The organism is Caballeronia sp. dw_276, assembly GCF_018449635.1.
Lineage (GTDB): Bacteria > Pseudomonadota > Gammaproteobacteria > Burkholderiales > Burkholderiaceae > Caballeronia.
The window spans coordinates 525702-547646 of sequence record NZ_JAAVUV010000002.1 but is presented as its reverse complement, the minus strand read 5'-3'; the positions used below and the strand labels follow the sequence as shown (position 1 = coordinate 547646).

The 21945-nt window shown below is 61.2% G+C and carries 18 protein-coding genes; 5 read left to right on the top strand and 13 right to left on the bottom strand.

Annotation, left to right across the window (positions count from 1 at the left end):
- Positions 1-43 precede the first annotated feature (43 nt).
- The 9 genes from HB633_RS05445 to HB633_RS05405 all read right to left on the bottom strand — a co-directional run bounded on the left by HB633_RS05445 (position 44) and on the right by HB633_RS05405 (position 10049).
- On the bottom strand, positions 44-2839 hold the full coding sequence (locus tag HB633_RS05445; RefSeq protein WP_213777075.1) for an Hsp70 family protein: 2796 nt from the start codon (positions 2837-2839) through the stop codon (positions 44-46).
- 6 nt (positions 2840-2845) lie between these two features.
- Entirely contained in the window at positions 2846-4699 is a 1854-nt protein-coding gene (locus HB633_RS05440) for an Hsp70 family protein (RefSeq protein ID WP_213777074.1), read from the bottom strand.
- Complete coding sequence (locus HB633_RS05435) at positions 4696-5256, bottom strand: DUF2760 domain-containing protein (RefSeq protein WP_213777072.1); 561 nt, start codon at positions 5254-5256, stop codon at positions 4696-4698. The genes HB633_RS05440 and HB633_RS05435 overlap by 4 nt, the downstream gene beginning before the upstream one ends.
- Positions 5257-5527: 271 nt before the next feature.
- Positions 5528-5929 carry a GFA family protein gene (locus tag HB633_RS05430; RefSeq protein ID WP_213777070.1) on the bottom strand — a complete coding sequence of 134 codons (402 nt, stop codon included), beginning with the start codon at positions 5927-5929 and terminating at the stop codon, positions 5528-5530.
- Positions 5930-5975: 46 nt separating this feature from the next.
- Positions 5976-6218, bottom strand: a complete 243-nt coding sequence (locus tag HB633_RS05425) for an AraC family transcriptional regulator N-terminal domain-containing protein (protein ID WP_213777069.1) — start codon at positions 6216-6218, stop codon at positions 5976-5978.
- Positions 6215-6979 carry an arsenical resistance protein ArsH gene (gene arsH, locus HB633_RS05420; RefSeq protein ID WP_213777067.1) on the bottom strand — a complete coding sequence of 255 codons (765 nt, stop codon included), beginning with the start codon at positions 6977-6979 and terminating at the stop codon, positions 6215-6217. The genes HB633_RS05425 and arsH overlap by 4 nt, the downstream gene beginning before the upstream one ends.
- Positions 6976-8058 carry an ACR3 family arsenite efflux transporter gene (gene arsB / locus HB633_RS05415; RefSeq protein ID WP_213777066.1) on the bottom strand — a complete coding sequence of 361 codons (1083 nt, stop codon included), beginning with the start codon at positions 8056-8058 and terminating at the stop codon, positions 6976-6978. Before arsB ends, arsH begins: the two co-directional genes overlap by 4 nt.
- Positions 8055-8417: a metalloregulator ArsR/SmtB family transcription factor gene (locus tag HB633_RS05410; RefSeq protein WP_213777065.1), complete on the bottom strand. Its 363-nt coding sequence runs from the start codon at positions 8415-8417 to the stop codon at positions 8055-8057. The genes arsB and HB633_RS05410 overlap by 4 nt, the downstream gene beginning before the upstream one ends.
- Positions 8418-8564: 147 nt before the next feature.
- Complete coding sequence (locus HB633_RS05405) at positions 8565-10049, bottom strand: MmgE/PrpD family protein (RefSeq protein ID WP_213777063.1); 1485 nt, start codon at positions 10047-10049, stop codon at positions 8565-8567.
- Between the two features lie 226 nt (positions 10050-10275).
- Here HB633_RS05405 and HB633_RS05400 point away from each other — a divergent pair, with 226 nt between their 5' ends.
- Positions 10276-10983: a GntR family transcriptional regulator gene (locus HB633_RS05400; protein ID WP_213777062.1), complete on the top strand. Its 708-nt coding sequence runs from the start codon at positions 10276-10278 to the stop codon at positions 10981-10983.
- Between the two features lie 398 nt (positions 10984-11381).
- Here HB633_RS05400 and HB633_RS05395 read toward each other — a convergent pair whose 3' ends face one another.
- Together HB633_RS05395 and HB633_RS05390 are read right to left on the bottom strand one after the other, a co-directional pair.
- Positions 11382-12023, bottom strand: a complete 642-nt coding sequence (locus tag HB633_RS05395; protein WP_213777061.1) for an OmpW family outer membrane protein — start codon at positions 12021-12023, stop codon at positions 11382-11384.
- A gap of 227 nt (positions 12024-12250) precedes the next feature.
- Positions 12251-13987, bottom strand: a complete 1737-nt coding sequence (locus HB633_RS05390; protein ID WP_213777059.1) for an NPCBM/NEW2 domain-containing protein — start codon at positions 13985-13987, stop codon at positions 12251-12253.
- Between the two features lie 419 nt (positions 13988-14406).
- Between HB633_RS05390 and HB633_RS05385 the strand changes: the two genes are divergently transcribed.
- Positions 14407-15915, top strand: coding sequence for an amidohydrolase family protein (locus tag HB633_RS05385; RefSeq protein ID WP_213777058.1), 1509 nt, complete (start codon positions 14407-14409; stop codon positions 15913-15915).
- A 57-nt stretch (positions 15916-15972) separates the two neighbouring features.
- Here HB633_RS05385 and HB633_RS05380 read toward each other — a convergent pair whose 3' ends face one another.
- Together HB633_RS05380 and HB633_RS05375 are read right to left on the bottom strand one after the other, a co-directional pair.
- Complete coding sequence (locus HB633_RS05380; RefSeq protein WP_213777056.1) at positions 15973-16929, bottom strand: sulfonate ABC transporter substrate-binding protein; 957 nt, start codon at positions 16927-16929, stop codon at positions 15973-15975.
- A gap of 171 nt (positions 16930-17100) precedes the next feature.
- On the bottom strand, positions 17101-18228 hold the full coding sequence (locus tag HB633_RS05375; protein ID WP_213777054.1) for a rhodanese-like domain-containing protein: 1128 nt from the start codon (positions 18226-18228) through the stop codon (positions 17101-17103).
- Positions 18229-18559: 331 nt separating this feature from the next.
- Here HB633_RS05375 and HB633_RS05370 point away from each other — a divergent pair, with 331 nt between their 5' ends.
- Genes HB633_RS05370 through HB633_RS05360 form a run of 3 tightly spaced genes read left to right on the top strand, consistent with a single transcriptional unit; the run spans position 18560 to position 21907 of the window.
- Entirely contained in the window at positions 18560-20290 is a 1731-nt protein-coding gene (locus tag HB633_RS05370) for an FAD-dependent oxidoreductase (protein ID WP_213777052.1), read from the top strand.
- Positions 20291-20307: 17 nt separating this feature from the next.
- Positions 20308-20691, top strand: a complete 384-nt coding sequence (locus tag HB633_RS05365) for a 2Fe-2S iron-sulfur cluster-binding protein (protein ID WP_213777051.1) — start codon at positions 20308-20310, stop codon at positions 20689-20691.
- Complete coding sequence (locus tag HB633_RS05360) at positions 20684-21907, top strand: cupin domain-containing protein (RefSeq protein ID WP_213777050.1); 1224 nt, start codon at positions 20684-20686, stop codon at positions 21905-21907. Before HB633_RS05365 ends, HB633_RS05360 begins: the two co-directional genes overlap by 8 nt.
- The last annotated feature ends 38 nt before the right edge of the window (positions 21908-21945 follow it).

The window sequence follows — 21945 nt, the reverse complement described above, 5'->3', positions numbered from 1 at the left end:
GGTCGCGGGTTGGGAAGCCGCGATTATAGAAGCGCTGCTCTCTTCACGTACTCGTGACGAGTTTTAACCCCGGCGGCAACGATTCGCCGAATACCCGGCCTTCGTCGGCTTTATCGAGTTCCACGACTTCGCGCACCATCTCGATCCAGCTTTTCGGCGCGGCCGCATTTTCCAGCCGATGAACCACACGCGCGCGAACGTCATCGGGCAGATCGCGCGAACGATCGCCGGTCAGACGCGCGATCTGCGCAGCGGCGAACGCGGCGGGTTCGACCTTCTTCCAGTCGAGCGCGAAAATTTCATCGAGCCATTGCGCCGCGATATCCGGCGGCACAACGCCATGCGCGCTGCCGTAGAACGGCCGGCGCGCACCGAGGCGCCCGATCGCCCACCATCCATGATGATTCTCCGACGGCTTCGCCAGCCGCGCGAACAGCTTTTGCGCGGCGTCGATCTTGCGCTCTACAGGCACGCGTTCAAGCGATGCCGCGAGCCGCACCATATCGGCATAACCGGTTTTCGATGCATCGAAGGGCGCCTTCGTTTTCGTGCGCGACGTGGCGATGGATTGCACGTAGTCCACGGCATCCAGCACGGCGGTTTGTTGAGCCTCGTGCAAGCCGCCCGCCGCGCGCCGCCATAGGGTCCACCATTCGGACCAGACTTGGGCGTCGTTCACGTACTGGATGCCGTCGTCGAACAGCGACCAGAGTTGTTCGACACGCCATTCATCGAGCGGATAACCGAAACCCGGGCGCAGGCAATAACCGGCGAGATTCAGCCACAGGCGCTCGTGATCCGCCGAGCGCCGGCGCCGGCGCGCGCGTTCCCATAGCGCGCCGAACAGTTCGCGAAGCAGCGCGCTGTCCCATGTATCGCGCGGGCCGAGCAGATGTTCGAGTTGCGCGCGCAGGCGCTTGACTTCCTTCGGGTCGACACCATGCGCGCGGTCGCCGAATGCGCGATCGATCTGCTCAAGTGCCTTGTCATACGATGGATGGAGCACATGCGCAGCCGAGGAGTCGGCCGCGGCTTCGCGGCGCAACTGGAATTCGAGCTGCCATCGCTTGGATGGATCGGCTTGATCGATGCAATGCACTTCCAGCGTCCCCACCTCCGTCAACGACGCCGAAAGCTGCACCGGCGTTTCGCGTGGACCTTTGGCCGAGCGTGGCTGCACGACGGTGGCTATGGGCGGCAGGCGAACGAAGTCGCCCCCGGAAAGATCGACGAGCTCGCCGGGTTGATAAGCCCTGTCCCCCGTCGATGAAACCAGATGGAACCGCACCGGATGTCCAAGCAGCAGCGTGAACACGCGATCCTGCAAGAACACTTCGCGGCCTTCTTCCGTGCCGCGCGGCAGGAGACAGATGCCTTGCTGGTTTTTGTTGTCGCCGCTGCCTTCATCTTCGAGCACGAGGAAGTAGTTGCGCGCTGCGCCGCCGCCAATGCGCGGCCCGAGCCCGCCGCGCGCAAGGCCATACGCGACCGCGCCGCGTGCCACCGCAACATCCGGGTTGTCGTTGTGCAGCGCGTGCAGCGCATTCCCGCGCCATGAGCCGAGCGTATTGGCGAGACGCTCGACGAGCGCTTCGGCGCGGAACACGCCGCCGTTGAGCAGCAGGGTGTCGGGGACCGGCAACGTGGCGGCATCGGCTTCGGCTTCAGACGTTCCCAAAGCCTCGCGCGATTGCGCCGTGTGCTGATTCAGGAACGCCGCGATGTGCCGCGTGATGCCGGCATCGGCGGCATAGGGCAAACCGAACTCGACGATCGCGCTGCGCGAACGCCGAGGCCGGTCGCCCGATGCAACCAGCGGAAAAAATCCATCGACGATGATCTGTTCCACTTCGCGCCGCGTCACTTCGACCGAACGCGCGCCGCCGATCATCCGCGAGCCTGCGCCCAGCAGCGTGATCGACATGCTTTCAGGCGCGTTTGCGCCGAGAAGCTGTTCCTTGGCGGCGCGGCATCTTTCGACCAGTTGCGACAAACTCCCCGCCGATAACCTCGCAGACGACGTCGTCAGCCGCGCTTCGACGAGATGCGCGAGCGCCAGATCCATGTTGTCGCCGCCGAGCATCAAATGATTGCCGACGCCGATCCGGGTCAGCTCGGGCTCGCCATCTTTCAGCTCGACCTTGATCAACGTGAGATCGGTCGTGCCGCCGCCGACATCGCAAATCAGGACGAGGCGGGTTTGCGACAACTCTGAATCGAGCGTGGCGCGGTGCTGGAACAACCAGTCGTAGAACGCCGCTTGCGGTTCTTCAAGCAGGCGCAATTGCGGCAGGCCGGCCATGCGCGCGGCTTCGAGCGTGAGGGCGCGGGCGCCGTCGTCGAAGGAAGCGGGCACAGTCAGCACCACGTCCTGCGTTTCGAGACGCGCGTGCGGGAAATGCGCATTCCACGCCGCGCGCACGTGCGCGAGATAACTCGCGCTCGCCGTCACGGGCGAGACCTTGCCGATATCATCCGGCGCGCCCCACGGCAGGATCGGCGCAACGCGATCCACCGATGCATGCGACAACCAGCTTTTCGCGCTCGCAACGAGCCGGCCCGGCACTTGCGCGCCGAGCGTTCGCGCAAGGCGGCCGATCACCGCTTGCGGACCTTCGACGGGATTGGCGTCGGCCCAAGGCAGTTGAAGGTCGCCGGGATTCAGTTCTCCCGGTGCCGGGTGATAACGCGCGGACGGCAGCAGCGGCCGGCCCGCGACTTCGCCGGGACTCACGAGCTGGTCGATATCGAAGACGCGGATCTCTTTCGAGCCCGCGTCCGCGTACGCCACGACCGTGTTGCTCGTGCCGAGATCGATCCCGACGATGTATTGCTTCATTGGCGCTTAGCCGTTCGCGTTTGCATTCGCGCGGACATCGAACTCGACTTTCCAGCGCTCGCCCGAATCGCGCGGCAAGGCTTCCAGTTCGAGCGTCCCGGCTTCGGTGATCCGCGCGTGCAGCTTCACAGGCACGACTTCGCCGGGAGTGCGGCCAACGGTCGGGAGCGTCGCCTGGATTTCTTCGAGTTCCTGCAACTCCTCGGGTCCCCAGAAGTCGAGCAACGTGCCGACCTGATCCTGCCTTCTCACCGATGAACCAAAGAACCGGAAATGTACCGGCTCGCCCACGACAAGCCCGAATTCCTGCGGCGGCAATGCGGCTTCGGTGCCTTCTTCCATGCCGAAGGGCGCAAGACAAAGCGCCTGAACAGGCGGTTCGATGCCGGGTACGGCGGGCATCGCCGATTCGATTGCGACGTAGTACGAACGCGCCGTGCCGCCGCGAATCCGCACGCCTTTGCCGCGCCGTACATAGCCGTAATACGCCGCGCCGCGCGCGACAGCGCGGTCCAGGTCGCCGCCCGCAAGCAGACGAGCGGGCGGCGCGTTTTCGGTTGCGAGCCAGCCGTTGACGGTATCGAGAATGCGATTGGCCAGCAGGTCCGACTTGAACACGCCGCCGTTGAACAGCACGGCGGTGGGATGCAGGAAACTGGCGCCTTCGGGGAGCGTGTTTTGCAGGCCTTCGATCTCGTTCAGCGCATTCACTTGACGGCCAAGGAAGGCCGCGAGATGACGCGGAATGGCCGCGTCCTGCGCGTACGGCAGGCCGAGTTGCGTAAGGCCCACGCGTGCGCGGCTCACCGGCCGGTCGGCACGATCGGCTTGCGGGAAGAAGCCGTCCAGGATGGTCTGCGTGAGTTCCGCGCGCGTGAGTTCGGTGCGGATCGAACCGCCGATCAACTTCGATCCCCGGCTCGGCACGACGAGCGGAACGGTTTGCGTAGCCGGATCGGTGAGAAGGGTTTCCTTCGCCGATCGGCACGCGTAGGTCAGCGCGCGAAGCTGCCACGCGTCGGGCTGCGTGCCTTGCGTCGCGAGTTTGCGCGCGACCACGTAGGCGAGCGCGAGGTCCATGTTGTCGCCGCCAAGCAGGATGTGCTCGCCCACCGCAATCCGATGCAACTCCAGATTCCCTTCGCGTTCGATCACCGCGATCAGCGAGAAGTCCGTGGTGCCGCCGCCGACATCGACGACGAGGATCACGTCGCCGACCCGGACCTGCTTGCGCCACTGGCCGCTGCTCATCTCGATCCAGCTATACAGCGCGGCCTGCGGTTCTTCCAGCAAGGTCATGCGGCTGAAACCCGCCGCTTCGGCTGCTTCGGCGGTGAGATCGCGCGCGGCGGGATCGAAGGAAGCGGGGATCGTGACAGTGACTTCCTGCTCGCTGAACGGCGCCTCCGGATGCGCGTGATTCCACGCCTCGCGCAAATGCGTCAGATAACGCACCGAGCTTTCGAGCGGCGAAACGCGCGTGACTTCGGGCGGCGCGTCGTTCGGCAAGATCGCCGCGCGCCGGTCGACGCCCGGATGACAGAGCCAGCTTTTCGCACTCGATACCAGGCGGATAGGCGTCGCCGCCCCGCGATTGCGCGCGAGTTCGCCGACCGCGAAATCACGTTCGGCCGTCCACGGCAGGTTCAGGTCGCCGGGACTGAATTCGCTCGGATGCGGCAGGTAGAGAAACGACGGCAGCAACTCAAGTTCCTCGATCGCGCCCGGCCCAGTGAGTTGGGTGACCGGCAAGACGCTTTGCGTGCTTTTCTCGCCATCGCTTGCGGTGAGATCGACGTAGGAAAGCGCGCAATGCGTCGTGCCCAGGTCGATGCCAATGGAATAGCGCGCGTCGCTCATAGTTCCACCTCGGCCGGCGCGATCACCGTTGCATCGTGGCTTTCCGTCAGCTTCGGCAGGCGGACCTGTTCGACTTTCCAGCCGCGATGGCTCAGGTTGCCGGTGAACGGTGCTTGCCCGACCACATTGCCGGTGAGGCGATTGGCGCTGGCGTCGAAACCATCTTCCAGCGTGACGCGGCTGCCCTCGGCTTCCGTGCGCACCGGGCGAATGGTGAAATGTTCGCGCAGGGTCGTGCGGCAGCCGTCGTGAACGAGGCGGGCGGCGGCGCCGATCTCGGCATCGGAATAGGCCGCCACGTCTTCCTCGATGAAATCGATAAAGCGGGCATCGCGCTGCAGCAGCCCGAGCAGTTGAAGGGCGGCGTCGGGGGTGGCTTCTTTTATCGTCCGGACGACGGGAGCAGGTGTAGGGGCCGGCGATGGCTCGGGGGCCGCGGCTTCGCCGTTGCGCACGCGGCGCACGCCGGCAGCGACTTCGCGGTCGCCCAGGATGGCGAAGAACGTTCCTACGGCCAGCGAAAATCTGCTGAGGAACGACGCATTCGAATCACTCATAAACGACTCCTGATGTACTTTTTCGAGGACAAACTGTCCTTTGACACCGGCGGGACAAGCGCCCGGCGGAGTTTCCATAATTCGGTAATGTGATTGCAAGCCGTGGTTGCAAGCCGCGCGCCACCACGAAGGGAGGGGCGCGCAACGGCCGCGAAACCCGTATTTTGCCCTGAGGCGGGCATCGGGCGTTCGATGAGCGTTATTTGGGTGCGAAAGGGAGGGCGGCGCGGACCGGTTATTTGATGTTTGTTTCGCTCGCAATCGCCCGAACTCAGCGTTGCGAAGATTCCGGCAGATCTTCGATGTCCCTGGCCCACGCAAGCGCCGAGCTGCACCAGCCTTGCTTGAGCGCGGGTATCTGCGCGCGCTGCGCTATTGCGCCAAGGCGGAGATTGAACTGGGTGGGGTTATCGGCGGCAGAGGCGTAGATGGGCGTGCCGCAGTCGGCGCAAAAAGCCTGGGCGCGTTTTGTACCGGACTCCGCAGTCTTGATGTAGACCTTCGGCTGGCCGCGCAAAATCGTGAAGTCGCCGGCCATTGCGGGAACGCTCGCGCGAAAGGGTGCGCCGGAGAGCGTCTGACAATCGGTGCAGTGACACAAGCCCGCCTTTTGGGGATCGACAATGGCTTCGTAAGCGATCGCACCGCAATGGCAACGGCCTTCTACTTTCATTTTTTGTCTCCTCGATTCCAAAGGTCCCATCACACATGATCGGTTTTCAACTGCGCGCTGCGGCCGTCGCCGCATCCAGATTTTCTCCCAGGAGGATACGGCGTGCCTGAAACGCGCGCACGCCGGTCTCGTGACTGCGATAGATGATCTCTCGTTGAATCAGCGCGCCTGGATGTTGCAGATCGTTTGGTTTTTCCAGCAGGTCGACGAGCCTCAGGATCGAATCGTATAGTTTGAGAATGGATGATCTCTGGTGCCAACGGCCCGATAGCGCTGCGGGCGCCGTCACTCGGTTTCGCTTTCGTCGGTATCAGCATTCACGCTTACTGCCTCATGGTTCATCGCGGCGCTCGCCAGCGTCGTTGCACGCTCCGGATGCGCTTCTTTGCGCTCGCTGTAACGATCGGTCAGGTAATCCGAGCGATCGCGCACGAGCAGCGTGAACTTGTACAGCTCCTCCATCACGTCGACGACGCGATCGTAATAAGCCGATGGTTTCATCCGCCCGCTTGCATCGAATTCCTGCCAGGCCTTCGCCACCGACGACTGGTTCGGAATGGTCACCATGCGCATCCAGCGGCCGAGCACGCGCAACGCGTTGACCGCGTTGAACGATTGTGATCCGCCGCATACCTGCATCACGGCGAGCGTTCGCCCTTGTGTTGGACGGACGCCGCCGCTTTCGAGCGGTAGCCAGTCGATCTGGTTCTTGAAGACGGCGGTCAACGTGCCGTGACGCTCCGGGCTGCACCACACCTGTCCTTCCGACCACTCCGAGAGTGCGCGTAGTTCGGCCACTTTCGGATGATCGGCAGCGACGCTGTCGGTTATCGGCAAGCCGTGCGGATCGAACACTCGCGTTTCCGCGCCGAAATGGCGCAGGATGCGTTCGGCTTCGAGCGTCATGAGGCGGCTGTATGACGTAGGGCGCAACGAGCCATACAGCAGCAGGATTCGTGGGGCGTGCTGCGAAACCGCGCACGGTTCGAGCTTGCGCAGATCCGCTGTGTCGAGGTGCGGCATGCTGATGTTTGGAAGATCCTGTGTCATTCGGCATTCCTGATGCTGTGTTTCGCTTCGTACCAATGTTGCGATCGATTGACGATGCTGACAACGAGCAGCATTACCGGCACCTCGATCAGCACCCCGACCACGGTGGCAAGCGCCGCGCCTGAGTGAAACCCGAACAGGCTGATTGCAGTGGCGACCGAAAGCTCGAAGAAATTGCTCGCGCCGATCAGGCTCGACGGGCCCGCCACGCAATGCGCGACACCGAGGCGCCGGTTCAGCAAGTAGGCGAGGCTGGAGTTGAAAAACACCTGGATGAGGATCGGCACGGCCAGCATTGCAATGACCAGCGGTTCCTTGACGATCGCCTGCCCCTGGAAGGCGAAGAGCAGCACCAGGGTTGCGAGCAGCGCGCAGATCGAATAGGGGCCGAGACGAGCGATGGTCTTCCGAAAATGCGCCTCGCCCTTCGCCATCAGAATTCGACGCAATAACTGAGCAAGGATGACTGGAATGATGATGTAAAGGCCGACGGAAATAATCAGCGTGTCCCAAGGCACCGTAATGGCCGACAAACCCAGCAACAATGCGACGAGCGGCGCGAAGGCCACGATCATGATTGCGTCGTTCAGCGCCACTTGCGATAACGTGAAATAAGGATCGCCCTTGCAGAGCTGTGACCAGACGAACACCATCGCCGTGCAGGGGGCAGCCGCCAGCAGGATCAGGCCTGCGATATAGCTGTCGAGCTGACCGGCGGGAAGCCACGGCGCGAACACATGGCGGATGAAGATCCAGCCGAGCAGCGCCATTGAAAACGGTTTGACGAACCAGTTCACAAACAGCGTGACGCCGATGCCTCGCCACTGACGCTTGACCTGAGTCATCGCGGAAAAATCGATCTTGACCAGCATCGGAATGATCATCACCCAGATGAGCACGCCAACCGGGAGATTGACCTGCGCCACTTCCATGCGGCCAATCGCCTGAAAGAGATGCGGAAGGAGCTGCCCAAGCAGAATGCCGCCCACGATGCAGAGCGCGACCCAGACTGTCAGATAGCGTTCGAAAAACGCGATTTCCAACCGTGGGGGGCTAACCGCTGTATCAGTACTGCTCATTCGATTTCCCTGCCGGCTTCACGCGCATCATCGGAAGTGGCGCAGCAGTCAGGAGGGGCGCTCGCCGCGCACGTCGCGCCGGCGCAGCAATTTTCCGTCAGAAAGCCGATCAGGCCCGTCATGGCGTCGAAATTCGCGGTGTAGATGATGAAGCGGCTTTCTTGCCGTGGCTTCACCAGGTCCGCATGTGACAGATCCTTGAGATGAAACGACAGGCTTGACGGGGAAAGCCCGAGTTGCTTCGCTATTTCGCCAGCGGCCATGCCATCCGGGCCGGCTACAACCAGCAAGCGGAAAATCGCGAGGCGCGATTCATGTGCGAGCGCACTCAGGGCGCGTACAACGAGATCGGAATTCATGCACCGAACGATAAGGCATTCGATTCGATATTTCAAGTATTGTTGAAATGAAATGGGGAATCTGGCCACGTGGCGGGCATCGGGCGCCCTCTACGTCCAAAACAGTTGATCGGCCAGAAAAAGCGCAAAGTTGTGGTTCACGAATCACTATTGCGGTAGCGCAGCAAGCGCGATGTCACCGGCGTTATCCAGTTGCTCCACATGCCAGCACGTATCCATCAATTTGCGCGTTCGATCAGGCGAAAGAATACCTTCGGCCAGATCCGAGAATTTCTTCTCTAGCTGTTGATCCGTCATAGGCACCTCGGTGCTGCCAATTGCATGCTGGATAAACTTATGCAGCTTCCGGCCGTCCTTTAGCGTGATCGTCATGTCGACCTGTTCTGGTTTGATCGACGGGTCAATGATGGCGTTCACCTTGTCGCGCAGCGCGACCGTCACCGGGTCACGCACCTTCGCGTCGCTGAACTGCTTCTCGCCGGCAGCGCCATCGATCACGGCGACCGCCACCGCGTGATAGATGCTGAACTTGCCCTCGAGTCCGATCTGCGGCGTCTTCTTGCCGGTCAGTTCAATGACGAGAGGATGGACCCGAAGATCGATACGATCGATCTGATCAGCCGTCAGATGATTTTGATTGCGAAGCTGGATCGCGGCGTCAATGGCCGGGTGAATCACGATACCGCACGCAAATGGCTTGTATGTGTTCAGTGTCGACTCGTAATGCGAGCCGAGGCCTTCGGTGATTTCACGATAATCCTGTTTGGTGCTGATGGTGTTCGCCCATCCCCGTTTCGCTTCGATCATGCCATCGGAACTGGTGTAGTTCTTCTCCGCCAACAGCGCGGCGAAGATCCCGTTCGCGGCGGCGCGTCCAGGGTTGAAGCTCTTGTTCATCGAGCCAAACGACTCACGCAAGCCGACAGGCTGCGATGCGGCGAGGCCCAACGCCCACACCATTTGCTGAACAGTCAGACCCATCAGCTTGCCGGTCGCCGCAGCCGCACCGAACACGCCGCACGTGCCGGTGATATGCCAACCGACATCGTAATGATTCGGGTACACGGCATTGCCTATGCGCAATTCCGTTTCCACGCCGAGCACGAGCGCGTTCAGAAAGTCCTTGCCCGACACCGGACGATATTGCGAAAACGCCAGAATCGCGGAGACGACCGGACCGGCGGGATGGATGATCGTCTTCAGATGTGTATCGTCGTAATCGAAGATATGACTGCTGACACCGTTGATGAATGCCGCATTCATGATGTCGAAGCGCTCGGTGCGCCCGAGCAGGTTTGCCTGCGGAGGTCCCGAAAACGGCGTGAGTGCCGCGACCGCCCGGTTCACTGTCTCGTCATGGGACCCACCGACCGCGACGCCGACCCAGTTCATCAACGTCCGCACGCCTTCCTTGCGAGCCGGCGCGGGCAGGTCTGAATAACCGGTTTTGACGATGAATTCCGCAAGGATGCGTGTGACTTTCGGCGGGCGCGCGTTGATGCCGCTCGCGGGCGCCGAGGCTGCGCTGCTTGCGTCCGGCGTTTGAGCAAAAACCGTTTTGCTGGCAGTCGCCGATACCAGCGCACTCGCAGCACTGGTCTTCAAAAAGTGACGCCGGTCGATCATGGACATGAGCCCGTCTCCTGAATGTTTGTGGCATTTTGCCGACCAAAGTGTCGACATATCATGTCAGTCTATAGAAGCTGATCGCCAAATTGCAAGATTTAAGAGCCAAAATGTACACACTTTGGTCTGACTCAGGATAATGTCCGAAGCCCGCAGTACCGGGGTCGCGACGGTTGATTGCTAGAATCGGCGGGTTGCGCGCCCGCGAAACAGAACCCAAAGAGGAACCGCGATGAACCAGAATGTCGACAGAAGCGCGATCGAAGGGGATGGCGAATCGACGCCCGTCGCGGAGATCGTCGACTGGGTGGCGCGCGGCATTATCGAGGGGCGGCTGTTGCCGGGCGCCGACCTGAACTCTGTCGATCTCTCGAAGCGGTTCAACGTAAGCCGCACGCCGGTGCGCGAAGCGCTGTTCGTCCTGAGTCGCGAAGGACTGGTCGATTGGCCGCCGCGTCATCGTCCACGCGTGTCGGCGGTCAAGCTGAAGGACGTGCGGGAGATCTATCAGTTGCGTGGGATTCTCTACGCGCAGGTTGCCGCCGCAATAGTCGAGAACGCGACCGGGGCTGATATCGAATCGCTCTGGGCGGCGCATGGCCGCCTCGCGAAAGTTGCAGCGCAGGGCGATGTAGACGGCTATTTCTGGGCGAACGTGGCGTTTCGCGACGAAGAGCTGCGGGTGTGCGGCAACGGCATTTTCAAGGAGGTGCTCGATTCAATGCGTATGCGCACAAACCGGTTGCGGCGGCTGAGTACGTCCCTGCCTGGACGTCTGCAGCGTTCTTGCGCCGATCATCAGCGACTTTGCGAGGCGTATGCGGAGCGCGATGGCGTGCTTGCTGCAGCGCTGAACCGGTCGATTGTTTTGAGCGCGCTTCAGGCAATCGAGCAGGCATGGGATGACGTACCTGTAGGCGGCAATGGAGTCGCGCAGTGACGCCCGGTGCACCGGGCCGTCCTTGATCCAAAAGTCAGGACGCTGGAATATCGTGGAGTGAAATCTCCGCCGCGTTCGACGCATCTGTTTTCTCGACGACAAGGCGTAAAGGCTTTGACCGTCCGCTGATGAACCCGCAATACCAGTTCCAGAATTCAGCGTCCGCATAGTCGGGGCATGCGTCCAGAGAGTGCCCGAGACGGCCCGCTTTGAATCCTGCTTTCCAAGAGTTCTCGTCCATCGCATCGGTCCGAGAAAATATTCGCCACTCCTTAATGCTTCACTCCTCCCCACAGTTCTGTTCGCTGCATCACATATAGAAAAAACAACATCGGCCACGCGAGAACCGCTATCTGCAGTTCATTGAGCCGATGCTTTCTTTTTGATCCATCGTTGAATCAAAAACGCATGCCAACACCCATACCCGCTACCAGTGGGTCGATCTTCAGCGACCCGAGCGATGCGCCTCCAGCGGACGCATCGGTGCGCATCCAGATCTTCTTGATGTCGGCATTCACGAACAGATTGCGTGCTACCTGCACGTCCATGCCGATCTGAAGAGCTGGCCCGAAGCTCGAGTTCTTGATCGAGACGGGTGTATCGCCCGCATGCAACCCGTTGTTATAGAAGAGCGTGTAGTTCAGGCCCGCGCCCACATAAGGACGTACCTTGCCTGCTGCATTGAAGTAATACTGAAGCAACAGCGTTGGAGGCAGCACATTGACGCCGCCAAGCGCGCCTGCATTCGATGTCACCTGATGGCGCGAGGTTGCAAGAATGAGCTCCAGCCCAATGCTCGGACGCACCATATAAACAAAATCCAGTTCGGGAACCACGGCATTCTTGACGCCTGTTCCGAGGATGCCCAATGCGCCGCCCGCCGATACATCGGGCTGGATGCTGATCGCTCTGACCCGGGCGAGGATATCGCCCTGATCCGCGTTTGCAGTCACCGTCGTGGTGGAAAGGATCGAGAAGACCAGCGGGATTGCGACCGATAAATACTTGTTCAAAATGTGCCCCGTATCTTGTCGCGGCATCGAATGCGAGTGCCGTCGCAAGATTTTCGATCGGGACGAAAACGCGCTATTTGATTTGGATCAGCCGAGGTGTTGATCACATGAAGCTTGCACCGATCGTTTCGCGCATGGCGGCAAATCGCAATACTTGCGCATATCGTAGATATGTATGATGAGAAGTCGACGCCACGCTTCGATACGACCTCGGCCACATCGCGCCAATTACCGGCGGTGATCGGCCTGTCCTTTTACGACCCGCAAACAAGCGTGGGGTCAGCCCAATCGGCCACGTCGTTGGCGACACCGTCTTGTGCATCGGTCACGACCAGCCGAAGAGTCTGATAGCCGTTCAGGCTCACATGCACGGTTTTTGTCGGAGACGATCCATTGATGACGCCGCTGTCATAGAGCATGACGTTGTCGGCCCAGACCTGGAAGTCCACGGTCCCCGCGCCTTTCGCTGCGGCGTCCAGGCCGATATCGCTCTGGAACGAACTGCAGTGCCCGCCGAGACGATAAACCATCTGCGCCGGCGCGTTCACTGTCAGGCCGTCGCGATACGACGTTCCATTGACGATGACCGAAGCCGCCGCGGCCGCGCCGACCGGCAAGGCATCGTTGCTCGGCCACACCTTGGCCGCGACCTGACCGGACTGCGTGCTTGCCCAGATCCAGTTCTGAAGCGCGAGCGGGGCGTTGAGCGCGAGCGGGTCGGTACCTGTCAGCTTCAACAGAACCACGCCGGTTGCGGGCACGCTCGCACTGAAACTTCCCGCCGATACACCCGGTGACAATACCTCTCCTGTTAAAAGATTCGTCACTTGTACCGGCCCGCTCAACGCGAGGTTGGCAAAGTTGACTGTGGCAGTGGCAGCAGCCGATCCGCGATTGAGAATGGCTACGGCGCGCGTGCCGCTTGTTTGCAACGGCTTGGTCCAGACTTGCAGCGTAGCGGAACTATCGGCGGCATCTGGCACCGCTTGCAAGGCCAGCGCATCCTGACTCACCGAGATCGCCCCGGCATTGGTTAGCAATGCGAGCGTGCTTGCGCTCTGGCTGCGGACATCGTTGCCGGCGTTGAGCGGGCTCGACATCATTGACCACATCGCGAAGTGCGCCGTGTCCTGATCCGGCGTCATGCCGCGGCCGACTTCCAGCATGTCCATGTCATTGAAGTAACCAGGAATTGTCCACGACGCGTCTTTTGCGCTGATATCGATGATCGATGTCACCGAAGCAAACGTATTTGTGATGTCCTGCGAGATGCGAGAGGTATCGGCGTATGCGGGCACGTACAAGCTGCCGTCCGAGGCGAAGTTGGTCGGCAGGGTCTGGTTCGCGCTGTAGGGGTTGATGCTGAGGTACATCGGCCGGCCGGTCGCGGCGATGCCGGCGCGCATGGCCGGGAATGCGCTTAGATTGCCGCCGCAATAGTCGAGCTTGATGTAGTCCACGCCCCAGCTTGCGAAGGTCGCGGCATCGACACTTTCGTGGCCCAGGCTTCCGGCGCCCACTCCTTGCGGATAGGTCGGCGGACGTGTGCCGTGTGCAAGCGCGGCGCAGGTGTTGGCGCCGCCGGACGTGTAGAGGCCGAACTTCAATCCCTTGCTATGGACATAGTCGGCCAGCGCCTTGATGCCGCTTGGGAACGTGGTCGGATTGGCGTAGAGCTGACCGGTGGCGGGATCGCGTCCGCCGACCCAGCAATCGTCTTGCGTCACGTATTGATAACCGGCTGCGGCCATGCCGCTTGCGGCGATCGTGTCCGCAACGGACTTGATGACGGTTTCGTTGACCTTGCACGCAAACGTATTCCACGAGTTCCATCCCATGGGAGGCAACGCATAGCGTACGGTAGCTTTTGCGACGCCCGCATCCGGAGTGCCGGAAGAAACTGCGCCTCCATCCGAACTGTTGCCTCCGCAACTCGCCAGCAAGACGAGAGCAAGTAGAACTTGTACTAGGCCAAATGAACGCATTGTCATGGTCGTCTCCTACTACTTTGGTTTCCTAACTAGTGGCAACCAGTTCGTAGCCGACCCGGTCCCGATGTTGTGGACCAAGATTAGGTCTTTTCGCTAAACAGATGCAAGACGCGGCGCAGCGAAACCACATACTAGGATTCGCTTCCGTTCGGATGCGACATCGCGAAGATTAACGGACCCTTACGCGCATGCTTTCATTTCGCATCCACGTTGTCTGCAAAACGCATATACGTACCCTGCGCGGAGTCATATTGGTATCGAAATTTGTTAGATCGATGCGCGTCTGCGCGGACGCAAATCTTCGGTAATGTAGACGCTGAATTCAAGGCTATCGTTTGCGGGGCGCGCTGCTTATGAAGCGGTCGACGCTCCGCCCATGTCATTCGACAAACGCCGGATCAATTATTTCGGAGCGCCCCATGAACGACCGTACTGCCGCCCTCCAGGCTTCGCCCTCAGCGGCGATTCGCCATCAACTCGGTTACCCGGTGATCGACACCGACGTCCACACCAACGACTACACACCAGCCCTTGAGGATTACGTAGCAAATTACGGCGGCGTTGGCCTGGTGGATGCGTTGCGGCGTGCATCGGGAGCGCGTCGCAATGCGACGTTGCGCGATGGGCGGGACTGGTACGAGCAATCCCCGGAGGAGCGCCAGCAGCATCGCACGATCAGGTTGCCTTGGTGGGCGCGCGTCACGCGTAACACGCTTGATGTGGCGACCTACCATCTTCCTGCATTGCTTTATGAGCGTCAGGCCGAGCAGGGTTCGGACTACTCGGTGCTGTTTCCCAATAACGCCCTTGCGGCGCTGGCTGCGGGCGACGACCGCCAGGCGTTGCAGCGAGCGATCAACCACTACCACGCCGACCTGTACAGGCCGTTCGCCGACCACTTGACTCCGGTCGCCGGCATTCCGCTGCATACACCGCAAGAGGGGATAGAAGAGCTTGAGTTCGCGGTCAAGACGTTGGGGCTCAAGGTAATCAACATCAGCGGCGGCGTGCGCCGCCCGATTCGTGCGCTCGCCGAGAAATATCCTCCAGCGCAATATCCCGACATCGCCAGGCACGCGTCTTACGTCGATTTCTACGGCATCGACAGCCAATACGACTACGACCCGTTCTGGGCGAGAGTCGTGGAACTCGGAGTTCCAGTGACTACGCACTATGGCAGTCAGGGCTGGACCGGACGTTCTTCGATCAGCAACTACATGTACAACCACATTGGACATTTCGCGGACGCGTCGGAAGCGTTTGCGAAAGCGCTGTTTTTCGGCGGGGTGACGCGCCGTTTTCCGGCGCTGCGTGTGGCTCTGCTCGAGGGCGGCGCCGCATGGGGCGCGAATGTCTATATTCATCTTGCCGATCGCTTTTCGAAGCGCAGCCGCGAAGGGCTGCGGCATTACGATCCGCGCGAAATCAATCGCAAGCTGCTGCTCGAATTGTTCGAACGCTATGGCGGCGGCCTCACCAAGGGTCAGCGGCTGGATGAGGAGTCGATCGTCCGCGACACGCTCGGCGCGTCGTATCTAAGCGATGCGGGTCGTCCCGCCGAGCACGAACTCGAAGACTTTGCTGCTGCGGGTATCGAGAAGGTCGAAGACATCCGCGCGCGCTGGGTCGACAATTTCTATTTCGGCTCCGAGTCGGACGACAGGACGGTCGCGGCCGCGTTCAATGATCGCGCGAATCCCCTTGGTGCAAAGATCAACGCGATCTATTCGTCGGATGTGGGGCACTGGGACGTGCCGGATCTGACCGAGGCGCTGGCGGAGAGCTGGCATCTCGTGGAGCAGGGCGTGATCAGCGAAACGGATTTCAAGGCCTTCGTTTTCGATAATCCTTATCGGCTTTACACACAGGCCAATCCCGATTTCTTCAAGGGCACGGCCGTGGAACGTGCACTGGCCGGGAATGCTTGAGCGTGGATTGAAGGGGATGGCGTGCGTCTTTCCGGTCGCACGCCGGTGGCGTCTTGCTTACGCCAGCACCGCTTGCTTCGTCACGATCTTGCGGGGAATCAGCTTCAATTCGAAGAAGGTATCGGCGATTTTTTGCTGTTCGGCGAGCACGGTGTCATCGATTGGTTTATAGACGTGCGCGTAGTGGCGCAGGCCTGCCTCGATGATCCCGGCATCCAGTCCTTGAATGGGCGCAAGCTGCGCCGCCGCAGCGGAAACGTTGCCTTTCACCCATTGTCCTTCCTTGCCAACTTCTTCCAGGGCGATCGCGATCACGTCCTTGCGTTTTTCCGCAAACTCGCGCTGACTCAGGAAGAACTGGTGATGGCTCGCAACGCCTTCGGCATCGGCTATGAGACGTGCCTTGCTTTGTCCTTGCACGGCGGCGAGAAACGGGTCCCAGATCGCCCACGCATCGACGGCGTGCTGTTCCAGCGCGGCGCGGGCGTCAGCGGGCGCGAGATAGACCGGCTGAATATCCGGAAAGTCGAGGCCGTGCTTGCGCAGCAACGCTACGATAAACCAGTGCACGTCCGAGCCTTTGTTGAACGCTACTTTCTTGCCCTTCAGATCCGCGACGCTCTTGATGGGCGAATCCTGCGCAACGACCACGCCCTCGGCATGCGGCGTGGGAATCTCGTAGGCGGTATAGACAAAATCGGCACCGGCTGCCTGCGCGAACACCGGCGGCGCTTCGCCCACATAGCCGAAGTCGATTGCGCCCACATTGAGCCCTTCGAGCAATTGCGGTCCTGCGGGAAATTCGTTCCATGTCACCTTGACGCCCAGCGGTGCAAGACGCTTTTCCAGCGCGCCATGCGCCTTCAGAAGTACCAGCGTGCTGGCGGCTTTCTGATAACCGATCCTGAATTGATCCGGCTGGTATTTGGCCCACGACGGCAAGGCGATGCCCGCCATGGTTGCGCCCAATGCGGCGATAAAAGTCCTGCGTCCAAGTTGTTTCGAATCATTCATTGCCAGGCGTCCGGAAGTGGTCGCGCATCGCGTGCTGGACTGGCGTAGCGTCGAGACCCGCCGCGATGCGCTAGATCAAAGGTCGCGCAACAATAGAACGCAGGACCGGCAACTACAACGAAGCAATGGAAATATGCATATAGCTGCGCGCCGGTGTTGGCTGAGGGCCGCTCATGAGTTCAACAGTTCCGGCACTCGTGCAGCAGGTGCGGCGCCCGCACTTGTCAACGCATTCTCCAACAGATGAACTTCCCATCCGCGCTGCTGTAACCAGTAGGCGCTCGTGACGGCGCGCGTACCGTCATCGTCGATCAGCACGAGGCGCGCACCACGGGTCGCAACCGTACGATGGGACACGGCGAGCAACTGGCCTCCCGGCGCCGAGATGGAGCCTGGAACGTGGCCGGCTTCGTATTCCTCTGTGGAACGGATATCGAGCAGGTAAGTCGTGCGCTTCGTGGTGTCGGCGAGCCAATCTGCAACGCTTTGCTGGTCCACGGTCCTGACGCGCGCACGCTTGGCAAGTTCGTGCGCGTGCTTTACGCCGAAGGCAGTTGCAGCAGCACTGGCGGACCCGCGCTTTTCACCGCCAGTGGCCAGTTCGAGCGTTGCACGTGTCCAGCCGGCCGTGCCATCCTCGAGGAAAGCGACGCGGTTGGGCACGTGTGCATCGATGAGCGTCTGTGCGCCTATGATCGCTCGCGGAAGGCCCGCGCACGACACCACTACAAACGTGTCCGGGTTGGGAACCTGATCGAGAAACCGATACAAGATCTCCTCGCCCGGCGCGTTCACCGCGCCCGGTACGTGACCGCGTGCAAACTCCTCGCGGGTCCGGGTATCGATAACGATGACATCCTCCTTTGCGTCGTACAGTTTCTTGAGCTGCGCGGCTTCGATTGAAGGCGTGCCGCGCAGATCGCGCACGCTTTCCGTAAAAATGATGCCAGGGATGTCGAAGGTAGGCAGTCCGTTGACGCCGTCTGCCGTCCACGCCGGAATCCCGCCGGTGAGTACATTGATGTCGGTATAACCAAGGCCTTCCAGTACAGCTGCGCCTTTCGCGGCTGCACCGTCGCCGTTGTCAACGAGCACGAGCCGTACCGATTTGCGTGGAACGAAGCGCAGTGCATCGCGTTCCAGATTTTCGGCCGGCAGGTTGGTCGCGAAAAGCGGGTGTCCCTTGGCGAACGCTTCCACTGATCGCAGATCCAGCAACGCGAGTTCCTCGCCGCTGCCAAGACCACTTTCCGTCAACCAGGTTTGCAGCGTCGCGCGATGAATGTGTCGAATGCTCATGGTGATCCCTTGTCAAGTTGTCTTGAACGACGTTCGAACGCGAATGGAAGATGCGATCGCGCTGAATGCGATGTCCGTTGCGCGAAGCGCACGGCGTAAGTCCGGTTACAGCGATGACGATAGAGCCCGCATAGAGTAAGAGCGAACGGGCGACCGACTCAACGAAGGGATTGCGGGATCGTTATGATTGGTACTGCAATCGTTTAAAGCCGCAGTCCGCCTTGCTCGTGATTTAGATATCTTGATTGCTTGCTTTGCTTGAGTTTCATGAAGTGCTTTACTGTTCGCGGCCGGCGTTTGGCCGGCCATATTCAGCAGCGGGAAACTCGGCATGGACTCCTGGGATGTCATCGTGATTGGCAGCGGCGCAGCCGGACTGGTTGCCGCCTGGCATGCGCGCGCGGCGGGCGCGAGCGTGCTTGTGGTCAACAAGAGCCTGGTCGGCCGTAGCGGTGCGACTATCACGTCGGGCGGCGGTGTATCGGTGTCGGGACGCACGGCGATCGGCCTCGGCTTCGACGCCAACCCCGACGACACCGACGAACTTTTCTTCGCCGATACCATCCGCTCGGGCTCTTTCCTGAGCGACCAGCGGCTGGTCGCGGCTATGGTGGAAGGCGTCGGCGACGAACTGCGCCGGCTGATTGCAGATGGCGCTAAAGTCAGTGCTCCGAAGCATGCGCCAGGACATAGCAGCGGACGCGGTGTGCGCATCCCGGGACCATCGATGCAACGCGTTGTCACCACGGCCGCCTTGCATGCCGGCGTTCGTTTTCGGGAAGACTTTCAATCGACCGATCTCCTGACGCGCGATGGCGCCGTGGTCGGCGTTGCGGGTCTCGACAGACGCTCGGGTGTAGTCGAAGCGCTGCATGCACGCGCGATTGTGATTGCAACCGGCGGCGCCACGTCCAACTGGAGCTTGCGTACGGCTCCCGAGGAGCTGTCCGGCGACGGCCACGCGATGGCGCTCGCAGCCGGCGCCGAGTTGATCGAGATGGAGATGCTGCAATTCCTGCCATGCTGTCTCGTTGCTCCGGAAATGTGGCGCGGCCTGCAATTTCCGTGGATCCTCGGCCCGCAAAGCGGCGTGCGCGCATGGCTGCTCAACCGTTATGGCGAGCGGTTCATGGCCCGCTGGGACCCTGAGCGCATGGAACTGGCTACCCGCGATATCGTCGCTGCGGCGAGCGCCGCCGAGGTGTTCGAAGGACGTGGCAGTCCGAACGGCGGCGTGTATCTGTCGTGGGCACATCTGCCACGGGATATCGTCGACAACTTCCCGCAATGGTCGCGCTCGTTTTCCGCGGACTGGCGCTGGGAAGGTTTCGACATGACGCCGCTAGTCGAACGCATTCGCGCGGGACACGCAATCGAGGTTGCGCCAGCGGCGCATTTCTCGCTGGGCGGCATTCGTGTCGATGCCGAGGGATCAACCGGCGTGCCAAACTTGTATGCGTGCGGCGAAGCGACCGGCGGTGTTCATGGCGGTAACCGTCTGTCTGGCAACGCAGGTGCGCAGGTACTGGTGCAGGGCAAAGCTGCGGGGCGTTCTGCCGCAGCGCTGGCACGCGGCCGCTCCGGTGAGGCGGCGGCGCTCGTCGATCAAGAACAGTGGCGTTCAGTTCAGGCGCGGATCAAGGCGCCCTTCGAACGGGCAGACGGCATCGCGCCTTTCGATATGAAGCGTCGGCTGGGTCAGCTCGTCGACGCTGCGCTCGGTGCTGTTCGCGACGGAGCGGGACTCGCGAAGGCGCTGGAAGAACTGTGCACGATATCCCGCGATGACGTGTCACGGCTCGCGTGCCGTAATCGCGATCCAGGCTGGAATCGCGACTGGAGCGACGCCCTTGAATGCGTGTCGGCGCTGCCCGTGATTGAAAGCGCGCTGCTGTCCGCGCTCGCGCGCAAGGACTCGCTCGGTGCGCATCGCCGGCACGATGGAAAAGCACAGCCTGCGACGAACGTGCTTGAGCATGGGCTGATCTCACGGAAGGCGGATTCGAACGCGCTGGTTCATCGAACGGAACCCGTTCTACATCCGTTTCTCGCTCCCGCATGAAAGAAGAAAACGCAACGATGACAATGGTCATCCATCTCCACCGTACGCCCGGCGACGACACCGCCAGCACCTACGTCCTGCCGCGTCCGGAAGAAGCCGGCATTGGCGCGAGCGATTGGTCGGGCGTAAGCGTATCGAGCGCATTGCAATACCTGCAGCGCGCTGTGGATCCCGCGCTTGCGTTCTCACTGTCCTGCCGGCGCGGCCTGTGCAATGTGTGCGCGATGCGAATCGACGGCGTGGTAACTACCGCCTGCACTACGCCGATGCACGACGGCATCCTTATCGAACCGGCCCGTAGCACCTTGCTGCTGCGCGACACGGTTGTCGAACTCAGCCTGGTCCGCCGCTCACGCCTTGATGCAGTCGTCGCAACACACGCGGACGAACGCGATGCCTGAATCGCTGTCCACGCGACATCTCGACCGGCTCTTGTCGCCGGAACTTGCGGACAGCTTTCGTCGCGGCATCGTGCCCGCCGATGCCGCGGCTACACATGGCACGCTGGATCGCTTGCCCGAGGTGCTCAGGCAGCCGCAACTCGCCAACTTCGGTGCGTTGTCGCGTGCTTATCGCGGGCCTATTGCGTTCGGGCGCGGCCTGCGTTTTCCCCAGGTATTCGATGCCAATGCGAACGCATTCAATCTTCGCCAGTCGGGCCTGACGGTGTATTTGCGCGACATCGCGCCATATGCAGTCGGCGGCCATGCTTTTCTGCGCGAGCTGGAAACAGAACTCGGTATTGCACAGGGAAGCGCGCGTCTGACGGCTTTCTCGTCGCCTTACGATGACGGCGTCGCATGTCATTACGACGCCGAGGAAGTCATCTCGATCCAGATGGAAGGCAGCAAGACCTTCCACGTTGCGCGCATGGGCGAAATCCCGCAGCCGTACGGCTCGCAATTCGGCCCTGGCATGGCGGCGTCGGACGACATGTATGCGCAAACGCGCGAGGCATTTCCCGACGCGTCGCGGGTTGCTTTCGACGCCGTCCCAATGACCCCTGGCTCAGTTATTTTTCTGCCGCGCGGCACATGGCACAAGACCGAGGCAACCCAAGATTCCTATTCAATCAGTATCGTGCTTCGGCCGCCGACCTTACTCGATACCCTGCAGCAACAGTTGAATGGTCTGCTGCTGCAGCATGCGGGGTGGCGCGCGCCCTTATATGGTTCGCGCGACGATCACGCGGGCGCCACTGCGGCGCATGACGCCGCTGCACAATTGCTCGCCGCGTTGCCGGACAGCTTGAGCCGGCTGCGTGCTCTGGACTTGATGCCTCGGTCGACGGAGGAACGAGCCGCTGCAATCGATCAATCATCGCGCTTCAGGCGCATCCCGACCTCGCGTGTGCAGACTGCACCAAGAAACCGTATCGCAATGGGGCTGACGGTCACCGCATGGGACCGCGACTGGGTAACCCGGACCACACTTGAAACCGATGCGCCTGCGTCGCTTGAGCGCGTCATTCGATGGCTGGATGAGCGCAATTCGGAGTTCACTTTTACGGAGGTGGAACGTGAGTTTCCGTCTGTTCGCAGCGTGGATCTGCGCCAGTTGCTCGGCTTGCTTGCGCGTGCGCAATACCTTCGTCTTCTTGACTTTCCGGCAGCTTGAGCCTCGCTGGCATTCGCTGGCGCAGCGCTATCATCACG

What these genes read in the sequence shown, in the direction of transcription:
- arsB (WP_213777066.1), bottom strand. Translation starts at nt 8,058, where the DNA reads ATGAGCAGTACTGATACAGCGGTTAGCCCCCCACGGTTGGAAATCGCG.
- HB633_RS05440 (WP_213777074.1), bottom strand. Translation starts at nt 4,699, where the DNA reads ATGAGCGACGCGCGCTATTCCATTGGCATCGACCTGGGCACGACGCAT.
- HB633_RS05410 (WP_213777065.1), bottom strand. Translation starts at nt 8,417, where the DNA reads ATGAATTCCGATCTCGTTGTACGCGCCCTGAGTGCGCTCGCACATGAA.
- HB633_RS05405 (WP_213777063.1), bottom strand. Translation starts at nt 10,049, where the DNA reads ATGTCCATGATCGACCGGCGTCACTTTTTGAAGACCAGTGCTGCGAGT.
- HB633_RS05390 (WP_213777059.1), bottom strand. Translation starts at nt 13,987, where the DNA reads ATGACAATGCGTTCATTTGGCCTAGTACAAGTTCTACTTGCTCTCGTC.
- HB633_RS05370 (WP_213777052.1), top strand. Translation starts at nt 18,560, where the DNA reads ATGGACTCCTGGGATGTCATCGTGATTGGCAGCGGCGCAGCCGGACTG.
- HB633_RS05380 (WP_213777056.1), bottom strand. Translation starts at nt 16,929, where the DNA reads ATGAATGATTCGAAACAACTTGGACGCAGGACTTTTATCGCCGCATTG.
- HB633_RS05435 (WP_213777072.1), bottom strand. Translation starts at nt 5,256, where the DNA reads ATGAGTGATTCGAATGCGTCGTTCCTCAGCAGATTTTCGCTGGCCGTA.
- HB633_RS05395 (WP_213777061.1), bottom strand. Translation starts at nt 12,023, where the DNA reads ATGCCGCGACAAGATACGGGGCACATTTTGAACAAGTATTTATCGGTC.
- HB633_RS05445 (WP_213777075.1), bottom strand. Translation starts at nt 2,839, where the DNA reads ATGAAGCAATACATCGTCGGGATCGATCTCGGCACGAGCAACACGGTC.
- HB633_RS05385 (WP_213777058.1), top strand. Translation starts at nt 14,407, where the DNA reads ATGAACGACCGTACTGCCGCCCTCCAGGCTTCGCCCTCAGCGGCGATT.
- HB633_RS05430 (WP_213777070.1), bottom strand. Translation starts at nt 5,929, where the DNA reads ATGAAAGTAGAAGGCCGTTGCCATTGCGGTGCGATCGCTTACGAAGCC.
- HB633_RS05365 (WP_213777051.1), top strand. Translation starts at nt 20,308, where the DNA reads ATGACAATGGTCATCCATCTCCACCGTACGCCCGGCGACGACACCGCC.
- HB633_RS05360 (WP_213777050.1), top strand. Translation starts at nt 20,684, where the DNA reads ATGCCTGAATCGCTGTCCACGCGACATCTCGACCGGCTCTTGTCGCCG.
- arsH (WP_213777067.1), bottom strand. Translation starts at nt 6,979, where the DNA reads ATGACACAGGATCTTCCAAACATCAGCATGCCGCACCTCGACACAGCG.
- HB633_RS05375 (WP_213777054.1), bottom strand. Translation starts at nt 18,228, where the DNA reads ATGAGCATTCGACACATTCATCGCGCGACGCTGCAAACCTGGTTGACG.
- HB633_RS05400 (WP_213777062.1), top strand. Translation starts at nt 10,276, where the DNA reads ATGAACCAGAATGTCGACAGAAGCGCGATCGAAGGGGATGGCGAATCG.